Origin of the sequence: Streptomyces sp. MNU89, assembly GCF_020982505.1 — a bacterium.
Taxonomy (GTDB): Bacteria; Actinomycetota; Actinomycetes; order Streptomycetales; family Streptomycetaceae; genus Streptomyces; species Streptomyces xinghaiensis.
This window is the reverse complement of the sequence record NZ_JAJKLL010000001.1, coordinates 1,114,079-1,134,534: the sequence shown is the minus strand read 5'-3', so window position 1 is coordinate 1,134,534 and position 20,456 is coordinate 1,114,079. Positions and strand designations below refer to the sequence as shown.

Below are 20,456 nucleotides of genomic sequence, written 5' to 3'. Positions count from 1 at the left end.
TGTGATCGGGGAAGTCACCGGGATCAGGAAGATCCGAATGCTGTACCTGCAGCTGCTCTACCGCTGCAACTTCGCGTGCCTGCACTGCTTCCACGGCAAGCGGCTCCAGTACGCCGATGCCTTCACTGCCGAGGAAGCCGCGAGCCTCCTCACTCTGATGCGGGAGGAGTACGGTACGGAGGCCGTGACCCTGCTCGGCGGAGAGCCGTTCGTCCACCGGGACCTCGCGCAGGTCGTCCGCCACGCCAAGGAGGAGCTGGGCCAGCGCGTCGAAATCTGCACCAACGGGTACCGGATCGAGCGCCGCCTGACCGAGGTCGCTCCGCACTTGGACCTGCTCAGGGTCTCGCTGGAGGGTGTCGGATCGACCAACGACGGCATCCGCAGGCAGGGCAGTTACCAGAGCGCCCTGAACTCGCTCAGTCTGGCGCGTGACCTCGGCGTTCCGACGGGCGCGACCATGACTGTCACCTCGCGGAGCATCGACGAGGTCCTTCCCCTCGCCAGCATCCTGGCGCAGTACGGGGTCCGGCAGCTCAAGCTCCACCACCTGCGGGCGGTCGGCAACGCCGCCGACCACCCCGAGCTGCTGGTCACCGCCCCCTCCGCGTACGGCCGACTCCGTGAAGAACTCGCGTCGGCTGATCTGCCCTTGGAGGTGATCGTCGACGAGGACCTCTCCGAGCACGGCGCCCCGCAGGTGTGCGCGCCGTCCGACGGCCCTCGCGAGATCGACCGCATCGAGGCCGACCCGCGCGGTGCGTTGACCATGTCCTGCAAGGCCGTGGGTAAGGACTCGCACGCCTTCTGGTACGAGAAGGCGGCCGGACTCATCCTCCACAAGCCCACGGATGCCGACGAGCTCACCCTTGCGGTGCCGGACGTGGTGTACGCCCGTGCCTGATCACCCGCGCTTCGAGAGCCTGGAGGGATTACGCGGCACCGGTAAGTCCACCCTGGCGCCGATGCTCGCCACCGCTCGGCAAGCCGTCCTCGTCGCCACCGTCCCGCCCCTCTACCAGCCGCTCAGACACGCGTTGGAAGAGCGGACGAATGTCGAGGCGCGGATGTGCCTCTACCTTTCGGCGCTGTTCACCGCGGCCGAGGAAATCCAGCACCATCTCGACGCCGGCATCCCGGTCGTCGTCGAAAGCTACTTCGCCCGGTGCCTTGCCAATCACCGGGCCCTGGGCGCCCGGCTCGGCATTACCCTGCCGAACCGACTGCCGACCCCCGTCACGTACCACCTGGTCTGCGACGACGACGAAAGGCAGCGCCGCCTCGCTGGACGGAACAAGCCGGCGTCGCGGTGGGACGCAATGATCGAGACCGTTACGGACCGGGTGACGGACGCCTACGCCTCGTTCCCGATGTATCGCGTCAACACCACGGGGCGCAGCCCCGACGAGGTCCTACGCGTGATCATGGATACCAATACGCAAGGAGCGCACTCCCATGCAGACACAGAGCCTGTGGGAGCACACCCTCACCTTCTTCCCGCAGTTCCTCGCCACGTTGCGGGAACGTGTCGCCCCTGACGCCACCGTCGTGGTAGTCGGCGCGAGCGACGGCAAGTTCGTCCTGCCCCTCGCGGGCGCCGGGTACCACGTCGTCGCCGTCGAACGCGACGCGGTCGCCCTCCACGGGGGTGACATCCACCTCCCGGGTGACAGCCAGGTACACGCGTTGGGCCTGATCGACCGGTTGAAGCTCGAAGAACTCCACGAACGCGTACAGGTCGTTGAGGACGACTTCCTCGACGGCGAACCCCTGGGCCTGCAGTGCGAGGCGGTCTGGACGAGCTGCTCGTGGCACTACAGTGCCAACCACCACCGCCCGCTCGCCGAGTTCGTCGACCGCATGCAGCGCCTGGTCCGCCCGGGCGGTGTGTTCGGCGCGGAATTCATGATGCCCGTCGAAAGACGCCACCACATGATCGAGCACTACACCTCTCCCGAGCGCCTTCGCCACCACTTCCTCGGCGACTGGGAGGTCCTGCTCACCCTGCGCACGACCGAGTTCACCGAGCGGCCCCACGTCGGCCAGCTGCACGACCACACCCACCGCATGGGCCTGCTCATTGCGGCCCGGACGCCCACCCTCACCGACCACTTCTGAGAGAAGGACCCATGAAGCACGAGTACGAGGCGAAGTTCCTGGCCGTCGACGCCGCCGACCTCCAGGCCAAACTGACCGCCCTCGGTGCCGTCCAGGCTTTCCCCCGCACGCTCCTCACCCGCAAGATCTTCGAGAACGACTCCCTCGACGGCGGGGCCTGGATTCGGTTGCGTGACGAGGGCACCCGCTCGACGCTCACGCTCAAGCAGGTCACCGACGCCACGACGATCGACGGCACCAAGGAGATCGAGACCGAGGTCACCGACCTGCACGCCATGGCCGACATCCTGCGTCGGGTGGGCCTCACCGAGGTTCGGTACCAGGAGAACTATCGCGAGGAGTGGCGCCTGGGCGAGGTCGCCTTCGACTTCGACACCTGGCCGGACCTTCCCACCTTTCTGGAGATCGAAGGGCCCGACGAGGCGTCGGTGCGCCAGGCCGCCGCGCTGCTGGACCTCGACTACTCCGAGGCCCGGTTCGGCAGTGTCGACGAGATCTACAAGAGCGAGGCCGGCCGCGACATCCTCGCCGAACCCACCCTCCTGTTCTCCGACGCCGAGAAGCAGGAGGACGCTTCTTCTACGGCCCAGGACCATTGATCACGGACGCGGACGAGTGATGCTGACGGAAGTCGCCTTACAGCACAGGGTGATCCCCGGGATCACCGAGTTCGCCCGCGGAGGACTGCCCGCACCGGCGGCCACCGACGACGGCAACGAATGGGTCGACGGATTCTGCTGGCTCTACTGCGGGCAGCGGTGGACGCGCGTCCTGTGGATCGGCCCCGCCAGAGTTGCAGGCGCCCAGGCGCCGATGTACGCGTGCGGCGCATGTATCGGCGAGTTGCAGGAACGGGTCTGGCAGTCCTTCTCCAATGAGAACCGCCCGGCCGGTTCCACCCGGCCGAGCGAAGCCGCCACGGTGGGAGTCGGCCTCGGCAGGAGTACCGGCAAGCACCGGGGCCAGAGCAGGTTCTTCCGCCGAGGTTAAGCCCCCGCCCTGGTCACGCAGGTGCCCGCTGTACCCCGCAGCGCGAGCCCTGTGGCCAGGGCAGGGCCTGTCAAACGAGCGGCTCTGTCTCACTTCCGGTGGTGATGGAGCGTACGAGTTGAGTTGCGCTGCTTACAGAGAGTGCGACCGGCTCTCTGACCTCGATAGTTCGAACGGATGGCAGCGCACCGAGGTCGCTGAGCTTGTCGCGCCAGATTCTTGCGGACAGACGCCGAGCCGATCAGCCGGTACCGGAGAACGACCACCACGGTGCGTGGACCCGCGGGTTCTGGTCGACGGCCTGCTCATCATTGCTGTTACTGTCCGTCACCACCGGAAGTGAGACAGAGCCGAACGTTTTACGGTCCCCTCCTACCGGGCCGGTGCGTGGCGGGTCGTGATCCCGGTCGTTGGTTGGCTGCACCGTTCGCTGGGCTCTGCACGGGAAGGGGGCACGGAGGGATGAGATCACCGGTTGGCAATGAGAGGTCCAAGAGCGCCTCCTGCAGGCCGAGAGGGCCGCAGGACGTCGGACGCGCTGAAGATATGTCCCTCGAAGTGGTCGTGCAGCGCGACGATTCTCTGGGTGTGCCGGTCTCCGACGGGTGCGCAGGTTCCGGGCTTTATTCCACGGGATTCGTCCTCTGCAGGAGTTGAGATTGGGCGGGCTCTCCTGAAGAGCCCGCCCAATGGTCCGTGGCTACTTGCCGTCCGAAGTCGCCAGGCGGTAGGTGCGCGGCTTCTCGCTGACCTGTTCCGCTACGCCCTGTGCGGCCAGCGTGGCGAGGGCGTTGGCGATGGCGCCCGAGGACTTCTCAATCTGGCGGCTGATCTTGGTGGCGGTGAACGCCTCGCCAGGGTGTGCTGTCAGGTGGTCGATGACCATCTGACGCAGTCCGCCCGGGGCGAGGCGCTTCTTTCCACTTGCCGCGTACGGTGCCGCCATTCCCGGCGGTGTCGGCCGCTGCCCGACGGCCCCGTGTAGGGGCTGCGATCCCTCCTGATTGGGACCGTCGCCGTCGTCGTTGCGCGGATTCTCGACGTGGTTGTCATCGCCGTCACCGGCCTCGGAGTTGGGCTGTGGTGCGCCCTGCTGAGAGTTGATCGGGAACACGATGGGAGCGTCCGGGGCGCTGCCTTCCGGCGCGGAGGAAGTGTTTGCAGCGGTTTCCGCGTCGGGGCCGTTGCCCTCTTCGGGCAGCGTGCCCGGCTGTGGGGCGGTGTCGGTGCCTTCGCCGGGGGCGGCTTCACGTGCTGGCGCGGGGTGCCAGCGGTCGGGGATGCGGCGGGCGCCCTCGTGGCCGCCGGGGGTGCGTACGGCCAAGCCGTGCTTCTCCAGGACGGTGAGTGCCTTTCCGGTGGTGGAGCGGCCCACATCTGCGGAGAGGGCGAGTTCCGTGACCGTGGCACCTTCGGGGTGGTCGACCAGTGCGGTGTAGACGGCTGCGGGCGCGCCCGTGAGCCCTGCGAGGGAAGCGGGCTTCGGGGAGGGGCTGCGTCTGCTTGGTGTCGTCGGGGGTGGTGTCAGACATGGGGAACCTCGTTTCGTGCAGTGTGATGGGTGAGGTCCCCGGCCGGGGGTGGCCCTCGGTGTGTGGGCCGCAGGGCCGCCGGGCGCGTGCGCATCGCGTTTCTCCCGGGCGACATGGCGATGGGGTGCGAGCGGCTTCGTGGGTCTTCGCCGATCCGCTCGGTCCGTTGGCCGCGACCATGGACGCTCGCCTCCGGCAGGAAGTCAAGCAAGTGGGTCGGTCAGCGGATCCGCGCTGGTGAGAGGGCGTTACTGCTGTCGGCCAGTGGACCGATCGGTGAGCGGTGGTCCAGGGCCGGGGGCGTGTGGGTCCCGATCGGGTTCCGATGCGCGAAGGGGTCCGGCTCCGGCCGGTCGGTCGGTCGCGGCTGGTGGGTGGTGGGCGAGCAGTTGTTCGCGGATCTGTCGGGCGCGTTGTGGTCCGATGCGCAGATCGGTGCGAAGTCGCCAGATGCTTACGGGTTTTCCGGTGGTGGCGCGGGCTGCGTTGTCCAGTGCTACCGCGAGTGGCCACACGTCGGCTTCTGCGGCCCTGTCATCGGCGGGCTGGGCCTCGGATGTTAGGCACGGACTGTCGGCGGCGTGGTCGCCCGTGTGGGGCGGGAGGGTCTTTGTGCCGCTGGCGACCGGGTGGTCGGCTTGGGGCGCGGAGCAGTCGGATCTGCCCTCTCTGTGATCCGTACCCGCCCGATCTGGGTCGGTGGTGTCCGGATCGGTGGGGGCATGGGTCGATCGGTCTGCGCTGGCTGAGGGTGAGGTGGGCGGAGGGAGCGGCCGGATCGGGAGAGCCGATCCGGCTGAGAAGGTCGGTGACGGTCCGTCGGTAGGCGGCGATCGTCTCGGTCAGGGCGATCAGGAGCAGGGCCGGGGTCAGATGGAGCAGCACGGCTGCCGGGTCGGCTTGTCGGGGCCAGCCGATCTGGCCGTCCGGCCACAGGCTCTCCCAGGAGTTCATGAGGGCGGCGGTGCATCCGGCGCCCCAGCGCAGTGCGGTCGACCAGGCGGGCGGGCGGATGCCCCAAGAGGCGAGGCGTGCGTCCACGTAGAGGACGCCGGCCAGGGCGGTGCCGATCATGGGGTCGAGGAGGATGGCGATGGGCAGGGGGACGCCGCGGCTGGTGGCGAAGCGGGTGACGTTGACGGTGGTGAAGACCAGGGCGAGGATCGCCACCGCGGACAGCACCCAGGTCATGGACCGCAGCAGGCCGATGGCTTCGCGGGTGGCGAGTTGCTTCACCGGGCATCACCGCCTGTTGCTGCGGGCCTGGTCGCTCCTTGGAAGGTCGGACTGCTGGTGCGTGCGGGGCCTTCGCGGATGACCGTGCCGGGGCGCGGGGCGTCGATGGCCCGGCCGCCTCCGATGTAGATGGAGACGTGGGTGATGTTGCTCGGGCTGGGGCCGAAGAACAGCAGGTCGCCCGGTGCCGGCCGAGCGCCCTTGGGCAGGCGGGGGCCATGGTCGTACTGGGCTTGGGCGACGCGGGGGATGGTGATGCCGGCGGCGCGGTAGGCGGCCTGGGTCAGCCCGGAGCAGTCGAAGCCGCCCTCGGCCGGTCCGTCGCCGCCCCATACGTAGGGGGTGCCGAGTTGGGCGCGGGCGAAGGCGATCACCTTGGCGGCGGCGCGGCCTGGGGCGGCGGGTTCGGCCGCCGAGTACCCGTCCGCGATCTTGAGGACTTGCCGTACGTAGGCGTCGCTGTGGTTGTAGTGCCAGATCGCCCGGGGGAGGTTCTTGCCGTCGCGGGCGCCATGGGCGCACAGCAGCCTGGCCGCCGCGTACACGGCGTCGACCGGGTCCCAGGGCGTGGGCGGCTTCTTCCCGCCGGGCGGGACCGGGTGCGCGTACGCGACGAAGGTGGACGGCAGGAACTGCATCGGGCCGACGGCGCCCGCGGAGGACACCATGGTGGGGTGCCGTCCGTGGTCGGTCTCGACCTTCCCGATCGCGGCCAGGACGGTCCAGGACAGGCCCGGGCACTCGGGCTCCGCACGCCGGTAGAGGGCGAGCATGGCCGAGGGGATATCGGCAAGGGCGCGCTGGCTTGGAGGCGGACCGCCGAGCACTGCGGCGACGGCCACGACGACGAGCAGCGGCAGGGCCACAACCGCGCAGCCGATGCCGCCTGCCGTCTTGGCGAACGCTGAGCTCACGGCCCGATCTCTGGGGTGGACGGCAGCGGGGGCACGGGGAGCGTCAGGGGTGTGTCGGCGTCGCTGGGCTCCAGGCCGCCGGCCGGGGTGAGGCCGGGCCAGTGGGCGGCGAGGCCGGTGAGCGTGGTGCGTTGGCCGCCGGGCTGAAGCGGGGTCCACCAGGGGCCCCAGGGGCTGCTGGTGGTGAAGTCCGCGGACGAGGTGGCCACGTGCAGGCCCAGTTCGGCGGCGGGGCGGGCCAGGCGGTGGCGCAGGGCTTGGTCGCGGGAGGCCGTGCGGGTGTGGATGAGCAGGGCGGGGCGGCCGCCGGTCGCGGTGGTGAAGGCGGCATAGCCGGTGAGCTTGGCCTCGACGCGGGGCAGGGTCTGGCTGCCGGTGTCGTATTCGAGGAAGAACGGCAGCAGCAGACCGTCGTCCTGCCAGTGGGCGTAGGCGTCCGGGCGGATGATGTCGCTCCAGCGGCGGGCGCAGGAGCTTTCCGCCAGCCACAGGGGCAGGTCGGCTCCGGGGGTGGTGCGGGCCCGGGCGGCGAGGTGGGAGAGGAGTTCGTTGACGCCCAGGTCGTGGCCGAGGGAGGGCGAGTAGGCGATGCGGCCGGTGTGGGAGGGGCGCCATCCCAGGGCGGTGGTGTCGACTCCGGCATGGGCGGCGAGAAGGGCGGCTCCGGTGGGTCCGAGGGTGTAGTGCTCGGGGGCCGAGCCGTGCTGGGAGGGGCGGAAGGAGTCGACGGGTGCTGGTGCAGGGTGCGCAGGAAGGAGTGGTGGTGAGGCGGGCGACCCGGTGCTCGTGGAGCATCCGGGCGAGCCACAGGTCGCGGTCGGTGAGGCGGCGGGCGGGTGCGGCGACGTCCTCCGGGCAGGGCGTCGGCGGGTGGTGGCGGCGCGGGCGGTGTAGCGGGAGCCGGGGCCGTGGGCGGGGCGGGGAGTGGCATGGCGGATCACCACCGGGGTGTGAGGGGCAGGTGGCCGGAACGGGCTTGCGGTGAGGGAGTTCAGGGGCCGGTGGCCGGGCGGGGGCCGGTGCGGGCAGCGGCGGTGGCGCAGGTCCTTGGCGCGGCCGGGGACGCCGGGCGGCGGGCGGGTGGTGTGAAGGCGGCGGATTCCGCGCCGCTGGTCAGGGGTGGGCTGCGGCCTGGAAGGGGCCGAGGTGGGCGAGGTCGTGCGCGGCGAGCGTGGGGAGCGTGTGCCGTTCCAGGGCGTTGGCGTCCTCGGGTGAGGCGTTGAAGAAGATCTTGTTGCGGGCGTTGGCGGAGATGCCTTCGCGCAGGTCGCGGGGGAGTTGGGCGAGGTGCTGGTGGGCCAGGAGCATGGACAGGCGGTAGCCGCGGGCCTCGGCGAGCATGTCCTCCAGGGGGTAGGGGAGGGTGAGGAAGTTGTGGGCCTCGTCGATGCTCAAGGTGGCGTCGATCCGGGAGTGTTCGGGGGTGCGGGCGCGGGCGGAGGCGGCCTGCCAGGTCCCGGCGACGATGAAGGAGCCCAGCAGCCGGGCGGTCTCCTCGCCGAGGGCGCCCTTGGGCAGGCGGGCGAGCAGGATGCCGCCGTCGAGGACGTGGGCGAGGTCGAAGGTGGAGGGGCCGGCGGCGATGGCGCGGCGGGCGAAGTCGCGCAGCAGGAAGGCGCGGAGCTTGTTCATCACCGGGCCGACCACGGCCGCGCGGGAGGGTTCGGAGAGGGTCTCGTACCAGGCCCAGAAGCCGCGCAGCACCGGGTCCTTCAGCGCGGGGACGATGCGGAGCCGGTAGGCGCTCTCGCCCAGCAGGCGGGGGACGTCGGCGAGGGTGACCAGCTGGTGGGTGCGGTCGCGGTGCTTGAGGAGGGTCAGGCAGGCGGCGCGCATGACGTCGTCGGTTCGTGGTCCCCAGAAGGCGGTGAAGATGCGGCGGAAGATGCCGGTGATGTTGTCGACGACGACGTCGATGTCCGTTCCGTCCAGCACGTTCAGGCAGGGCGGGACGTGGGGGTCGTCGGGGTCGATGAGGACGAGCCGGTCGGCGCAGGTGTCGGGCAGCCGGTCCAGCAGGTCGGTGACCAGGTCGCCTTTGGGGTCGATGACGATGACGCCGCGGTGGTTGCGTACGTCGTCCAGGGCGAGGTTGGCGATGAGGGTGGACTTGCCGGAGCCGGTGGCGCCCATGACGTGGAGGTGGTGGCGGGCATCGGGCACCGCCAGGCCCACGCCGCGGCGGGCCCCCGCGTCGGAGCGGCCCAGGGGTTTGACGCCGTTGCCCGGGGCGGGTTCGGGGATCGGTGGGGGTGGCAGGACGGAGCGGGGCCGCCCGCCGCAGGCCGGGGGCGTCGGCGTCGAGGGGAGATGGGCCAGGGCTGCGAGTTCCGGTACCGACAGCAGCGCGGCGCGCGAGAGGGGGAAGCGCCGGCCGTTCAGGGTCCGCCCGGGGTGGCGGAGGCGGGTGCGGGCGAGGTAGGTGCGGTCGGCGTACAGGCCGAAGGCGGAGGCGATGGCGTGGGCCCGGCCACGCGCCACGTCTTGCGCACGCTCGGTCTTCGGTGCGCAGGTGGCGGCGTAGGCGAGCGCGCACTGCCACTGCGGGCCGGACAGCTTGACCGCCACCTGCCGTACGGCGGCACTGTGTTCGGGATCCTGCTTGCCCGTCGCGGCAGGCTGGGCCCGATGCAGGAGGAACGCGGCCAGCGCGGGCAGCCGGGAGGGGGAGCGGCCGCTCTTCAGCCGCCGGGCCTGGCGGCGGGCGCGGCGGAGCGCGGCGCCGGTGGCCGGGCGGGCCAGGATCTGTACGCACGCGGACTCGTCCTCGGCCATGCCGGTCGCGGCCTGCAGCAGGGCGCGCAGCGGGTCGCAGACGTGGTCGCTGCGCAGCGGCAGCACGGTACGGCGGGCCGGGCGCAGCCGCCCGGCGGTGACGATGTGCCCGCCGGGGAGCAGGGGCCCGGGTTCGGTGACGCGGGTGTGGGCGCCGGGCCAGGCGGCTTCGACGGCGCGGCGCACCAGACCCAGCGGCACCACGCCGGGCGTCCACAGGCGGATCCGAAGTCCCGTGTGGGACCAGGCGTATTCGAAGGCGAGGTGCGGCTGACCCGTGGTGGCCCGGCGCCACCACGGGCGGAGGATCCCGGAGAGCTGGGCCCACAGCACTTCGCCGCCCCGGGCCGCGACAGCGGGCGGGGCGAGGATCTCCACACAGCGCGCGCCCTCGGCGAGACGCTGCTCGCGCAGCGCGTGCAGCCGGTACCGCAGCGCGTAGCCACCGGCCACGGCGACGGCGGCGCCGGAGACAAGCAGAGGCCCCTGCGCCCCGAGTCGGCCGAGGCCTTCGCCGATGACGGCCGTCCAGAAACCGCCGGGATCAGTGAGGAAGTCCACCAGCGGCCCACCCGGTGGCGAGGCGGCGATCTGCGCGAGGGCGGTCATGAATCGACCTCTCCCTCACCGGCGTTGCACGGTGGCTCGTACCAGAGGCCGTCGGCATCGGGATCCACTTCGCCTGGCTCGCCCGGCTGCTGGGCAGCGAGCTCACTCGGGTCCGTGGTGATCACCTCGTGCTCGCCTGGTGCCGCGATGCTCATCAGCGCGACCTTGTGACGGCGGTCCCCGGTCAGCAGCAGCGCCTCGCCCCGGGCCGCGGTCAGCAGGAACTCCCGCTCGCCGCGGCACAGGTGGAAGTTCTCGCTGATCGTGTCGATGGCCTGCGGGGCCTGGCGGAGCAGGACCTGAGTGGCCGCGTTGGAGACGATGGCCCGCCCGAGCGGAGAAGCCAGCACGTCGTCCGCGTCCTGGGTGACGACGGCCAGGCCGGTCCAGTACTTGCGCGCGGCCTTGGCCATACGGAACAGGAAGCCGGCCCCGGCCCCGTCGCGCATCAGCAGCCACGCCTCATCGACCACGACCAGATGCCGGCCGGTGCGCGGGCGATGGGTGACCTGCCGCCAGATCGCATCGAGGGCCAGTAGCATCGCCGGGGCTTTGACTTCTTCCGCCAGGCGGCGGAGTGCGAAGACCACCAGATGCCCGGATGCGCAGGCGGTGCTCTGCCCGTTGAACAAGTCGGCGTGCGAGCCGGTGGTGTAGGGGGCGAGCTGGTCGGCCAGGGCCGCTGCCGCCTCGCTCTCCTCCTCGGCCAGCACGGCGGCGAGATCGGAGAGCGTGGGCGGGGTGCGCTGCCAGGTGCGGGCGTCCGCGGTGATGCCCGCACGCTCGTAGGCGGCGAGCATGGCCCGGTCCAGTGCGGCCTTCTGGGCGGCGGTCAGCTCCGTGCCCAGCAGGACGGCGAGGAAGGTGTGCAGGAACAGCACCCGCCGGGTCAGAACATCCTCCCCGTCGTCGGCTACAGGGAGATCGAAGGGATTGAGGCGTACGCCGTCGGCGCCGAGCTCGAGCACCTGCCCGCCGACGGTTTCGGCCAGGCGGACGTACTCGTCCTCCGGGTCGATCACCGAGGCCGTCACCCCGGTGAACAGCAGGCGCAGCAGCTCCAGTTTGGCCAGATAGGACTTGCCGGCACCGGAGCGGGCCAGGGCGATGGAGTTGTAGTTGTCCTGCGCGAACCGGTCCCAGAGCACGGGCGCGCCGGAGACCGTGTTCAGCCCGCACAGCACGCCCTGCGGCGCCCCGTCAGGGGTGGTGGCGATCGGCAGGTCGGGGCTGGTGAAGGGGAAGCAGGCGGCGAGCGCGGCGGTATCGAAGGTACGGCGCATCTGGAGCGTGTCGATGCCGAGAGGGAGCGTGGCGAGCCAGCCCGGCAGGGCACGGTAGGTGGTCGGGGCAACCGTCATCAGCAACGACTCAGCCACGGCGCGCACCGCGGCCGCCTGCTCCGCGAGGGTCTCCTCATCCGGTGCGTGCACGGTGAGATAGAGGGCGACGTGGAAGAGCTTTCCCTCGCCACGGGCGATGCGGTAGGCGAGCTCGGCGGCATCGGCGGCTGCGGCCTCCACCTCCGGGTCGTCCAGCTGCCCTTTGCCGAAACCGGCGCGGCGCCCGGACTCCAGACGGGCGCGCTGCTTCCTCAATCCGGCCGCAGCCACAGGGGTGGGGATGGGATCGATGTGCAGGGCGATGTCGAGATGACCGGGGAAGCTCAGCAGCGGGGCGAGCCAGCCGGGAGTGACCTCGGCCGGGTAGCCGGTGACCACCAGCGTGGTCGCCAGCTGCGCCCCGACGGCCAGAGCGCGGGCATGGACCTCGACAGCCTCGGGGCCCACCGCCTCCAGCAACCGGCCGGCATCACACACCTGCGGTTGCGCCGGGGTGCGGCGACGGTTGAGGAAGAACCGGGTCATGCGGGGCCGCCTTCTGATCCGAGGCCGGGCAGCGTGGGGGAGTCGGAGTTGCAGGCCGCGCTGACCAGGTCGGCGGCCTGCTCGGCGCCCAGAGGGGTGACGGTGATCTCGGCGGTCGCGAGCGAGCGGGTGGCCTCGTCGAGGCGCTGGAGCACCCGTTCCTCGTGCATCCCGTGCCGCAGACCGTGCGCCGGGCTCTCCTCCCGGGCGACCAGGACGACCTGCCGCCCCAGCAGATTGCCGCCCGCGGCAAGGTCGGCTAGGAAGTCCGCGTGCTCCCGTGCGGCCCGCTCCAGAGCTGGATGCGGCAACGCGGCGGCCTCCTGCTGGAGGGCGTCGGCGAGCGGGGCGAGATCGATCCGGTGGCAGCGCACCAGCACCTGGGTGGGGCCGGTCAGGGAGTTGAGCCACCGGGCGAACGCGGCCGTCAGGCCCTGCTGCTCGGCTCCCGAGCGCAGCTCGAAGTTGACGGTCGAGCAGGTCGCCAGCCCGGCCACACCCTCACCGCGCAGGTCGAGCACCCCGGCCGCGGTGATGCCGTCGTACGGCATGCGCAGGGCGGCCGGAGGCGGGCCTGCGGCTTCGGCCCAGTGGTCGGGGACGACGGCGGGCAGCGGCGGCACCCCTTCCGGCGCGTGCACCCGGCGCTTGGGCGCACGGGCATGGGCGAGGGCGGCGAGGAGGAAGCGGTCCAGGCCGATACCCTCCCGCCGGCCGAGAGCGAGCGCGGCCACCGCCCCGGCCACAGGGACGACGAGGGCGACGTAGGTGACCGGTGCCATGAACGGCCGCGCGGCCCAGTACCCGGCATAGAGCACCACCGCTGCGGCGGCGATGACCGCGGTCTGCTGCGCGGTGAAGGGACCGAGAATGCGGTCGGGGCGGGAGATATCGGCGGGGACACGCGTGGCCTGCACCGTGTCCGCCGGGTCGTCGGCTTGGTTCATGCCAGATCACCTCCGGGGTTCGAGAGGCAGCCGCAGCTGCATGGGCCGCGGCGGACGCACCCGCACGCGGGGCGCGGAAATGGGAAGGACGAGCTGACGGCCACGCGGTGCCGAGGCAGCGGAGGGCCGAGGCGGGGGAGTGGGCTGGCCACGCTCGGAACGGGAGCGCGCGGGAAGGCGTTCGGCACGGATGGGCAGCCACATCTGCGTGGGCCGGGGCGGCCGGGACGGGACACGCTGAGCCGCCACCGGAAGCGCCAGTTGCCGCACACGACGGGCTCGGGCGGGATGCATCACGGCGCGGGGACCTCTCGGTGTACGAGTAGGAGAAGCAAGGGAAGTAGAGACCGGGCCACGAGCCCGGGGTGACCGGGCGGTCAGCGGCCGGGTAGCGGCACGAGGAGCACTGGACGCGGTCGGCTCCGACCTCGTACTGCTGCCGGGCACTGCCCGGCTCGGGCTCGGACCCGACGGCGTTCCGGTGGCCGGCCGTCCCATGGAGCGCAGGCGGGCAGCGGGGCCTGCTGCGGGGACGCGACTACGGGACAACCACGCACGACCCGCACTGCGCGCCCGCCCCAAAGACCCGGCGCCGCGCCCAGGCGGGCCCGGTGTGAAGGGCCGTCCACCGCCACCTCGACCACCACCTCCACCCCGGCCCGGGCCACCTCCCTCACCGCCGAGCCCACTGCGGCCTGGCCCCAAGCCGCCGGCACCTCGCCCACCTCCGGGACGTCGCCGCAGCAGTTGCATCCCGGGCAGGTAGTGATCCATGAGCCGGTACATCGCCAGGTGCTTGAGCATCCGCACACCCGTGGGCGCATGCGGACTGTGCGCTGGTGTCCCGCGCAGTACGACCTGCAGGGTCCAGCCCGGGATCTTGAACAACACCCAGAACAGGGCGGCTCCGGCGAGCATGGTGCCGAGCTGGTCGGACTTCGGAATGCCCAGAGCCGTGGCGCCGGGTGCGAAGAACAGCTTCAGAGCCAGGATGAACGTCATCGACTGCGCGACCTGAATGACCAGACAGCCGGCCAACGCCCGCCACCACAGCCGCGCCACCGGATCGGTCAGCGGGTGAGCGTGGCAAGCGAGGGCCAAGGGCGCGGCTACGGCCAGCAGTGCCATGACGGCGACGCGCACGAGGAAGCCGACCAGCACCGCGAGCACCAGGGCGATCATCATCGTCGCCAGGAGCAGCAGGTACAGCTTCAGCCCGGCGGCTCCGAAGAGGGCGAAGGGCAGGACCTGTTCCACCATGCCCTGCCCGGCGTCTGACATGTCGCTGGCCATCACCGCGTGGGCCAGTGCGTTGGACAGGCCGATCGCCTTGCCCATCACGGTCAGCGAGGTGGCTGCGGCGACCATCCCGAAGAGGAGCCGGGGGAGGATCTGCTGGAGGGCGTAGCGGGTCTGGACGGTCTCGTACCCCATGACCGTGACACCGCCCGCGGTCACGAACAGCACGTAGATCCCGGCCGTGATCCCCAGCATGGTGGCCCACAGCTTCTTGATGTCGGCGTGCTGGGTGACATCGGGGGTGGCCAGCAAAGTGTCAGCGAGCAGTTCGCGGACCGGCTTCATGATCTGCTCGATCAGCATGCCGAGGAACGAGGTGATCGCGTTCACGACCATGCCGGAAACGTCGAAGAGGTCCCCGAGGCCGCCCTCCTGCGGCGCGCAGGAGAAGTCGTCCACCTCGCACGCCGGCGGGGTCGGCCCCGGCGACGGTTCCCGCGGCGGGGATGGTTCGGATTCGGCGGCGGGAGGATCCGGCGCGGGGTCGGGCCAGGCCCGGGGCGGGCCTCGGGTCCGGACCCGGTTCCGGGCGGGAGCGGCAGGACCGGGGCCGGCTGCGGCTCCGGGGCCGCCGGTGCCAGAGGTACACGGCCCGCCGCCTGCGCGGAGCCGGACGGAGCGGCCAGGACGACCAGGACCAAGAGCCCCATCGCAGGCAGCAGCAGAAGAAGCGCCCGGCCGGAGCACGGGGCGCGGGTCACTGCCCGCCCCCGCCATCGGCACCGACGATGCCCTGCAGCACGGTCACGATCACCGGCGCGAGGATGGCCAGCCCGTAGCCGATGGCCGCCGCCCTCAGGGCCCGCTTGGCGGCCTCGACTTCTCCCGGGTCCACGCCGGCCATCAGGTACCGCAGCCCGCCGAAGGTCAAGAACAAGGTGGCGAGCCCGGCGAGGATGCCGACGATCCAGTTCCGCAGGTTCGTGATCACGGTGGGGATGTCCGCGACCGCCCACACGAGCGAGGTATCCGCCACCAGCACGACGCCGGCCACAACCGTCGTGAAGCCCACCCGGGCTGCTCGGCGGCCTGCCCGGAGAACAGACAACCGACCCGTCGGACAGAGCCCTCCGAGCATGACGAGCCACCTCCAAGAGGCACATCAGGGATGACAGGCGAGAGGAACAGACCAGCGGGAGCCGCAACGAGCTGCGAACAGCGGCCGTGCGGGGGAAGGCGCAAAGGTGAGGGTGAGCGCGGAGTTCCCCTGCCGGGGCCGGCCTCCTCACGGACGACGGCGAAGCAGGGAGCTCGGGTGTCAGCACGAGACGGCCGCGCTCACCTCACCCGACGACAGGCCCGCGGTGGCACAAACCCGGGCCCTCACCGCGCGGCTGCCGTCGGGTGCATGGCACGCATCCAACGGCAGCCGCTCACCGGTAATAGAGATCCCCAAGCCGCTCGCTGACATCAGCGGCGCGAATCTCCCCGGCCTGGAGCCGCCTTACTGCTCGCGCAGCTGCTCCCGGAGGTGCGTGCTGAGGTGCTGCTCGGCAGCGGTGCGGTGACGGTAGAGCTGACGCACACTCACGCCCCGCTCATCCGCCAGCTGCTGCATCGGCTCACGCTCCAGCCGGGTCCGCGCGATCAGTCGCGCTTCGGCGATGCCCACGATCCCGGCTCGGACGGCACGGGCCAGCACCGTGTACTCGTCCTCCTGCCGGCCGGCGCCGGCGACCCCGGCTGCATCAGCAGCGTCCTGGCATCCCGGCCGACTTTCGAAGCGGGCCAGCCGCCCCAGACGCACTGCCGCCGGCCCGGTCTCACGGGCAGCCTGACGGCGAGCGGCATACGCCAGACGGTGCACAGCCCGGTCAGCCGCCGCGAACAGCTCCCGACCCACGTCGGCAGCGTCCACGTCCACCGAGCGCACAGCAACGGCAACCGCAGCCAGCGCCTCCTGCTCGACCTCGGCACGCTCCAAATGAGCCGGCCGCGCCAGCCGGGCCAGCACCCGACGGAGAACCGGAACGGCCATCGCAACGGCGACGGTCTCCCAGGGCTCACCGAGCTGCTGAGCCCGGCGAACCACTTCACGCCAGCTCCGCTCACGCTGGGCCGACGACGTGGCGGGGTGGGCGAGACGCGCCCGGAACTGGTCCACGGGCAGCGCCGGCTGCTCCGGCTCGTCGCAGACCAGATGAGCGGGCAACGTGAGCGGCGAGGCTGCTGTCGCCAGCGCGAGGAAAGCCTCCTCCAAGGCCCCCAGGGGCGAGCGGCCCGAGGACCGGACACAGGCAACGCGACGGTGGGCGGTACGTGCGGTGTGGTGCATGGCACTGCTCCTTGCAGGAGTGGCGGACAACGTCTGCCGCCACTCCTGGCACCACCCAGCGCCACGGGCGGACCGACCGCGAGCCGTCACCGTGCCGCAGGCGATCCAGTGGCACGGTGTGTGCGACTGCTCGCCACTGGCTCACCCGCCACAGCCAGCACTTTTACACGTGCTGGGGGTCGGGGGATCGAACAGGAAATTGCCCGGCGGTTTTTGAGACATGGCTGCTGGGAGACGCTGATGTCTCCAGTCCACGGTGGCCGGGTGAGCGGCCACCACTCGACCAGGTCTGCTCCTCCAGCCGACACCTCGTCGGTCAGCACCTCCGAGACCGTCCCCTTCTCTTCTGGCACCTACGGGTCAGGCACTCACAACGAGCCAGTCGTTAGATCGTCTCGGCTGAATACCTCTTTGACACGCTGAGTGATGCTCTGGCTAGCCTGTGTGACCAGTGGGGGTGCTGTTTCTGCGCTTCCGCTCTCAACCATGCATTGGGGGAACATGCAAGCCAGAAGTGCTTTAGGGGCAGTTGGGGCCGTTCTCTGCCTGCTCACCGCTTCGATTGTCGGCGCGGGCCATGCCTCGGCGGATGTCGTGCCGACGGCGGCGGACTCTTTGACTGTCCGCACCCATGCCCTGCCGCCTGGTGCGCAGCCGCCGACGCTGGCGGAACTGCGCGCGGATGCTGACGCTGGTGAGCAGAAACGTTTCGCCGTAAGGGAGGCGCAGGCTCGAATACCGCGCGAGTTCGTGGGTCCGGCGACGGTCGGCGAACCGGTGGCACAGACACCGTCGTCCCTGTCGGCCGAGGCCCGGGGTGAGCTCTCTCCCTTGGCGGCTACCTATCCGCAGCCGTCGCGGACCATGACGCAGGGAGAGTGCAAACAAGGCCTGCAGGGTGGAAAGGTCTTCTACCTCAAGTCGCGTTTCGCGATGTGCGCCGGTACGCAGTTCGTGCAGACCTGGGCGAAGAACGGCAGGCCGGTGGGCCAGAGCTCCTTCACCCTCTGGGTCATCTCAACGGTGCCGAGCCGTACCGATCGCACCGTTCACTACCGGTATCTCTTCACCGACTTCTTCAAGGCCGGGACGACGCAGACGAGCGGCTTGAAGATCAACACTGATGCCGACCTGAAGACCTGGCCGTCACGGACGACCAAGAAGCAAGGTGGCGAGGTGCCGCCGACCAAGAGCTTCGACGCGCTCAAGGCCAACCCGGAGTACTTGCACACCATGCTCCACGAGCCCGGCGAGGGCAGGGGCAAGGATGACGTAGTCACCATGGCATACCAGCCGTTCGTGACTGTCACGTTCCCTGCCCCCTACCTGCCGCCCCAGACGGGCAGGACCCGTGTGGGCTTCCTGATCGCCCAGTGGGATAAGGCGTCCTACCTGTTCAACAAGAACGGCGGAGGCAACCCCAAGAAGGCCGGCGGCGCCGCGTTTCCGGTACTGGTCTACCTTCCCTACAGCGCCAAAGCCGGCGCGTCGGAGCAGGCCGTTGCCCAGCACTTGGATGACGCGCACCGAAGGCCCGCCACCACCAAGCCGGAGAACCCGGACAAGATCGTCCCCGGGTTCGGCACCAAGCAGCCCTTGCATCGCCTGCACCACAATGAGCAGCGGCGGAATGCCAACCGCAGTACTGCGGTCGCGACGTGCACCAAGTACTGGGGAAGCGACTACGCCACAAGCGACCCCGCCGGACCTCGCGAGTGCGATGAGTTCCCCTTCGCCAGCACATACGAAGGTGCTGCTCATTCGAGGTACAACACCTCTATGGCGAAAGACAACTATTCCGCCAGGCCGCTGCGGAAATCGGACAACGGGGCCGCAGGAAACATATTGGCGTCGTTCCTTAACAGGAACCGGATCGTCGATGGGTACATAGACGAAAAGGAAGACATCGACCATGAAGTGGACGCTTACTCCGTCCATATCTCATAGTCGGAAGGCGCGGCAGGGGGAACGCCGCTCTCTGGGCCTCCCTGGGCAACGACGACGATCCAGGCATCGGGGCCAAGTGCCCCCAGCGCCTGCGTGGGAAACCCGTCTGTGAATAGGGGCGTCCTTGCCCCGTGGAGCTTGGGCATCGTGAGCCGTAACGGAGCAACGCTGCTTGTGTTGGCGAACTCGGTGCAGTCCCATCACGGGTGATACCGGATGGTGAGGGGGCGAGAGGCTGCTCCGCCCCCTCACCATCCGCGGGTCGAACTTCAGGGGCGAACGGGCCAGAATCCGGCGGTGTAGCGCTCGACACCGTGCGGCACTCCCACCTGGGCGAGCCGTGCCACTTCCGCACGGCCGGTGGAGCACAGGCGGACCCTCCACAGAGTGTCGGGGGCTCCCAATTCCACTGTGTCCTTGGCGCACCCCGCGATGACCTCAACGGACAGTTGTCCGGTGACGGAGAAGATCTCCGCCTCGTCCCGAGCCTCCCATCGCGCACCCTTGTCTGCTGGGGGCTCTCCGTCCCAGACCTCGACGATGAGGACCGCAGTATGGGTGTGGCCCGCGCTGTAGACGTCCAAGCGCATCTCATAGGGGGTTAGGAACGGCGGATTCTCGAGCTCTGCTCGCTCTTCGGGAAACGGAACAGGTACCTCCATGTCGTCGTACTCCTGTAACGCGAACCCGTGGAAATCTACTGGAATTTCCAGTTCCTGCCGCCGTATCAACACCGCCATGGTTCACTCCTTCATTCGCGCCGCTCAGGAATCGTGCCATGGGCCCTAGCCGAGAGAAACCTCCACCCTACGATGGAGCGTAGGCCGCATGCGCATACACCTCCCCTGAGTTTTTGTCGCGGTAACTGCGGATGGAGGACATGCGCCCTGACGGTGATCTGCCGGGACTGGGGCCCTCGTCCCAGTCCCCGCGGTTCAAGAGCCAGCCCGAGCAAGCTCGCATGCACGGGAACCACGAACCCTTGGCCAACAGCATCCGTGCACTCGGGAAATGCGCCGCTGCCGAACCTGCAAGCAGAGCTGGCGCACCCTGCGGCACGTCACCTTGGACCCCGGCCGGGTCGGCGACATGGCCGATGTTGTTCTTGCTCAACGGAGTCTCGAAATGATCACTGCTGAGAGAATGTCCGGTCACACTGATCCGTGATTCCGCGGCTGCCCATCTTGACTACCGAGTCTCCGTCGAGATCGGGTCGAGGAAGAAGAGGCACTGGCCCGCGTTGAAGTGGCCCACCTCGGCGACGAAGCGGAACTCGTCGCCTGCGCCGACGGTGGCGGGGATGTTCTTGCCGGTCAGTTCCAGGTCGAAGATGTTGACGTCCTCGTACTTGAAGGCCGGACCGGCCGTCGTTTTCGGTCCCTTGTCGCCTGGGCCCAGGAGGAGGTCGTAGCGGGTGTCGTAGCCACCGTGCGGCGCCATGTGCACGATCGAGCCGTTGAACGCGACGGTCTGGCCCTCGTGCCTGGTCGCGAAGTCCAGGTTCGCGTCGTCGCACCTGTCCGCCTTCAGTAGCGCTGCGAACTCCGGGTTGTTCTGAGGCGTGATTACCTGGGCAGCCGGCTTGGCCGCGGTCGGAGTCGGCGTAGTGGAAGGCCTCTCGCTCGCGGCGGCCGCCGGCTTCTCTGATACGTCCTTCTTCTCGCCTCCGTCGCCGAGTACAGAGGCGGTGCCGATGACGATAGCCAGGATCACGAGGACGGCCGCCCCCGTGCCGATCAGGGGCCACGGCAGCGGCTTCTTCGGTCGACGGAAGTTGAGGGTGGAGCGAAGCGTGCCCGTGGCTTGCTCCACGAGCTCCCAGCCGTCCTTCCGCATCTGTGAGAGCACCAAGCCATCGGTGCCGCGAACCGTCTGCACGGTCTTGTACTCGTACTTGACCTCGTCAGCCATGCGGCAATGCGCCCCCCGGTTTGGACTGTTCATAT

At 70.0% G+C, this 20,456-nt stretch carries 18 protein-coding genes; 6 read left to right on the top strand and 12 right to left on the bottom strand.

Annotated elements, in window-relative coordinates; translation table 11 throughout:
• The first annotated feature begins 1 nt into the window (after window position 1).
• The 5 genes from E4N63_RS04945 to E4N63_RS04925 are packed head-to-tail and all read left to right on the top strand — an operon-like array spanning window position 2 to window position 3,108.
• Window positions 2-904 carry a radical SAM protein gene (locus tag E4N63_RS04945; protein WP_308188646.1) on the top strand — a complete coding sequence of 301 codons (903 nt, stop codon included), beginning with the start codon at window positions 2-4 and terminating at the stop codon, window positions 902-904.
• A complete protein-coding gene (locus E4N63_RS04940) occupies window positions 897-1,538 on the top strand; it encodes a hypothetical protein (protein ID WP_230240019.1) in 642 nt (213 codons plus the stop codon). Before E4N63_RS04945 ends, E4N63_RS04940 begins: the two co-directional genes overlap by 8 nt.
• The gene (locus E4N63_RS04935; protein ID WP_230240018.1) at window positions 1,456-2,118 is read left to right on the top strand and encodes a bifunctional 2-polyprenyl-6-hydroxyphenol methylase/3-demethylubiquinol 3-O-methyltransferase UbiG; all 663 of its coding nucleotides are present in this window, start codon (window positions 1,456-1,458) and stop codon (window positions 2,116-2,118) included. Before E4N63_RS04940 ends, E4N63_RS04935 begins: the two co-directional genes overlap by 83 nt.
• Window positions 2,119-2,129: 11 nt before the next feature.
• Window positions 2,130-2,717 carry a class IV adenylate cyclase gene (locus tag E4N63_RS04930; RefSeq protein ID WP_230240017.1) on the top strand — a complete coding sequence of 196 codons (588 nt, stop codon included), beginning with the start codon at window positions 2,130-2,132 and terminating at the stop codon, window positions 2,715-2,717.
• A gap of 19 nt (window positions 2,718-2,736) precedes the next feature.
• Window positions 2,737-3,108, top strand: a complete 372-nt coding sequence (locus E4N63_RS04925; protein WP_230242352.1) for a hypothetical protein — start codon at window positions 2,737-2,739, stop codon at window positions 3,106-3,108.
• 700 nt (window positions 3,109-3,808) lie between these two features.
• On the opposite strand, the gene E4N63_RS04920 is transcribed toward E4N63_RS04925, so the two are convergent.
• From E4N63_RS04920 to E4N63_RS04865, 10 genes are all read right to left on the bottom strand, one after another.
• Window positions 3,809-4,432 (bottom strand): hypothetical protein, encoded by a 624-nt coding sequence (locus E4N63_RS04920; protein WP_230240016.1) that lies wholly within the window; start codon window positions 4,430-4,432, stop codon window positions 3,809-3,811.
• 742 nt (window positions 4,433-5,174) lie between these two features.
• Window positions 5,175-5,876 carry an extensin gene (locus E4N63_RS04915; RefSeq protein WP_230240015.1) on the bottom strand — a complete coding sequence of 234 codons (702 nt, stop codon included), beginning with the start codon at window positions 5,874-5,876 and terminating at the stop codon, window positions 5,175-5,177.
• Complete coding sequence (locus E4N63_RS04910; RefSeq protein ID WP_230240014.1) at window positions 5,873-6,790, bottom strand: bifunctional lytic transglycosylase/C40 family peptidase; 918 nt, start codon at window positions 6,788-6,790, stop codon at window positions 5,873-5,875. Before E4N63_RS04910 ends, E4N63_RS04915 begins: the two co-directional genes overlap by 4 nt.
• Window positions 6,787-7,731 carry a replication-relaxation family protein gene (locus tag E4N63_RS30455; protein ID WP_308188645.1) on the bottom strand — a complete coding sequence of 315 codons (945 nt, stop codon included), beginning with the start codon at window positions 7,729-7,731 and terminating at the stop codon, window positions 6,787-6,789. The genes E4N63_RS04910 and E4N63_RS30455 overlap by 4 nt, the downstream gene beginning before the upstream one ends.
• A gap of 172 nt (window positions 7,732-7,903) precedes the next feature.
• The gene (locus E4N63_RS30450; protein ID WP_268270963.1) at window positions 7,904-10,174 is read right to left on the bottom strand and encodes a helicase HerA domain-containing protein; all 2,271 of its coding nucleotides are present in this window, start codon (window positions 10,172-10,174) and stop codon (window positions 7,904-7,906) included.
• Window positions 10,171-12,042 (bottom strand): VirB4 family type IV secretion system protein, encoded by a 1,872-nt coding sequence (locus tag E4N63_RS04885; protein ID WP_230240013.1) that lies wholly within the window; start codon window positions 12,040-12,042, stop codon window positions 10,171-10,173. Before E4N63_RS04885 ends, E4N63_RS30450 begins: the two co-directional genes overlap by 4 nt.
• Window positions 12,039-12,989, bottom strand: a complete 951-nt coding sequence (locus E4N63_RS04880; RefSeq protein ID WP_230240012.1) for a PrgI family mobile element protein — start codon at window positions 12,987-12,989, stop codon at window positions 12,039-12,041. Before E4N63_RS04880 ends, E4N63_RS04885 begins: the two co-directional genes overlap by 4 nt.
• Before the next feature lie 6 nt (window positions 12,990-12,995).
• Window positions 12,996-14,687 carry a hypothetical protein gene (locus E4N63_RS04875; RefSeq protein ID WP_230240011.1) on the bottom strand — a complete coding sequence of 564 codons (1,692 nt, stop codon included), beginning with the start codon at window positions 14,685-14,687 and terminating at the stop codon, window positions 12,996-12,998.
• 298 nt (window positions 14,688-14,985) lie between these two features.
• The gene (locus E4N63_RS04870) at window positions 14,986-15,366 is read right to left on the bottom strand and encodes a pilin (RefSeq protein WP_230240010.1); all 381 of its coding nucleotides are present in this window, start codon (window positions 15,364-15,366) and stop codon (window positions 14,986-14,988) included.
• A 366-nt stretch (window positions 15,367-15,732) separates the two neighbouring features.
• The gene (locus E4N63_RS04865; RefSeq protein ID WP_230240009.1) at window positions 15,733-16,563 is read right to left on the bottom strand and encodes a hypothetical protein; all 831 of its coding nucleotides are present in this window, start codon (window positions 16,561-16,563) and stop codon (window positions 15,733-15,735) included.
• A 486-nt stretch (window positions 16,564-17,049) separates the two neighbouring features.
• Between E4N63_RS04865 and E4N63_RS04860 the strand changes: the two genes are divergently transcribed.
• A complete protein-coding gene (locus E4N63_RS04860; RefSeq protein WP_230240008.1) occupies window positions 17,050-18,510 on the top strand; it encodes a hypothetical protein in 1,461 nt (486 codons plus the stop codon).
• Between the two features lie 269 nt (window positions 18,511-18,779).
• On the opposite strand, the gene E4N63_RS04855 is transcribed toward E4N63_RS04860, so the two are convergent.
• Window positions 18,780-19,250, bottom strand: coding sequence for a hypothetical protein (locus tag E4N63_RS04855; protein WP_230240007.1), 471 nt, complete (start codon window positions 19,248-19,250; stop codon window positions 18,780-18,782).
• A 448-nt stretch (window positions 19,251-19,698) separates the two neighbouring features.
• On the bottom strand, window positions 19,699-20,421 hold the full coding sequence (locus E4N63_RS04850) for a DUF4839 domain-containing protein (protein ID WP_230240006.1): 723 nt from the start codon (window positions 20,419-20,421) through the stop codon (window positions 19,699-19,701).
• Window positions 20,422-20,456 lie beyond the last annotated feature (35 nt).

Bases quoted from the DNA above. Each gene is read 5' to 3' on its own strand.
- E4N63_RS04935 (WP_230240018.1), top strand. From the start codon at position 1,456: ATGCAGACACAGAGCCTGTGGGAGCACACCCTCACCTTCTTCCCGCAG.
- E4N63_RS04930 (WP_230240017.1), top strand. From the start codon at position 2,130: ATGAAGCACGAGTACGAGGCGAAGTTCCTGGCCGTCGACGCCGCCGAC.
- E4N63_RS04925 (WP_230242352.1), top strand. From the start codon at position 2,737: ATGCTGACGGAAGTCGCCTTACAGCACAGGGTGATCCCCGGGATCACC.
- E4N63_RS30450 (WP_268270963.1), bottom strand. From the start codon at position 10,174: ATGACCGCCCTCGCGCAGATCGCCGCCTCGCCACCGGGTGGGCCGCTG.
- E4N63_RS04885 (WP_230240013.1), bottom strand. From the start codon at position 12,042: ATGACCCGGTTCTTCCTCAACCGTCGCCGCACCCCGGCGCAACCGCAG.
- E4N63_RS04880 (WP_230240012.1), bottom strand. From the start codon at position 12,989: ATGAACCAAGCCGACGACCCGGCGGACACGGTGCAGGCCACGCGTGTC.
- E4N63_RS04870 (WP_230240010.1), bottom strand. From the start codon at position 15,366: ATGCTCGGAGGGCTCTGTCCGACGGGTCGGTTGTCTGTTCTCCGGGCA.
- E4N63_RS04865 (WP_230240009.1), bottom strand. From the start codon at position 16,563: ATGCACCACACCGCACGTACCGCCCACCGTCGCGTTGCCTGTGTCCGG.
- E4N63_RS04860 (WP_230240008.1), top strand. From the start codon at position 17,050: ATGCATTGGGGGAACATGCAAGCCAGAAGTGCTTTAGGGGCAGTTGGG.
- E4N63_RS04855 (WP_230240007.1), bottom strand. From the start codon at position 19,250: ATGGCGGTGTTGATACGGCGGCAGGAACTGGAAATTCCAGTAGATTTC.
- E4N63_RS04850 (WP_230240006.1), bottom strand. From the start codon at position 20,421: ATGGCTGACGAGGTCAAGTACGAGTACAAGACCGTGCAGACGGTTCGC.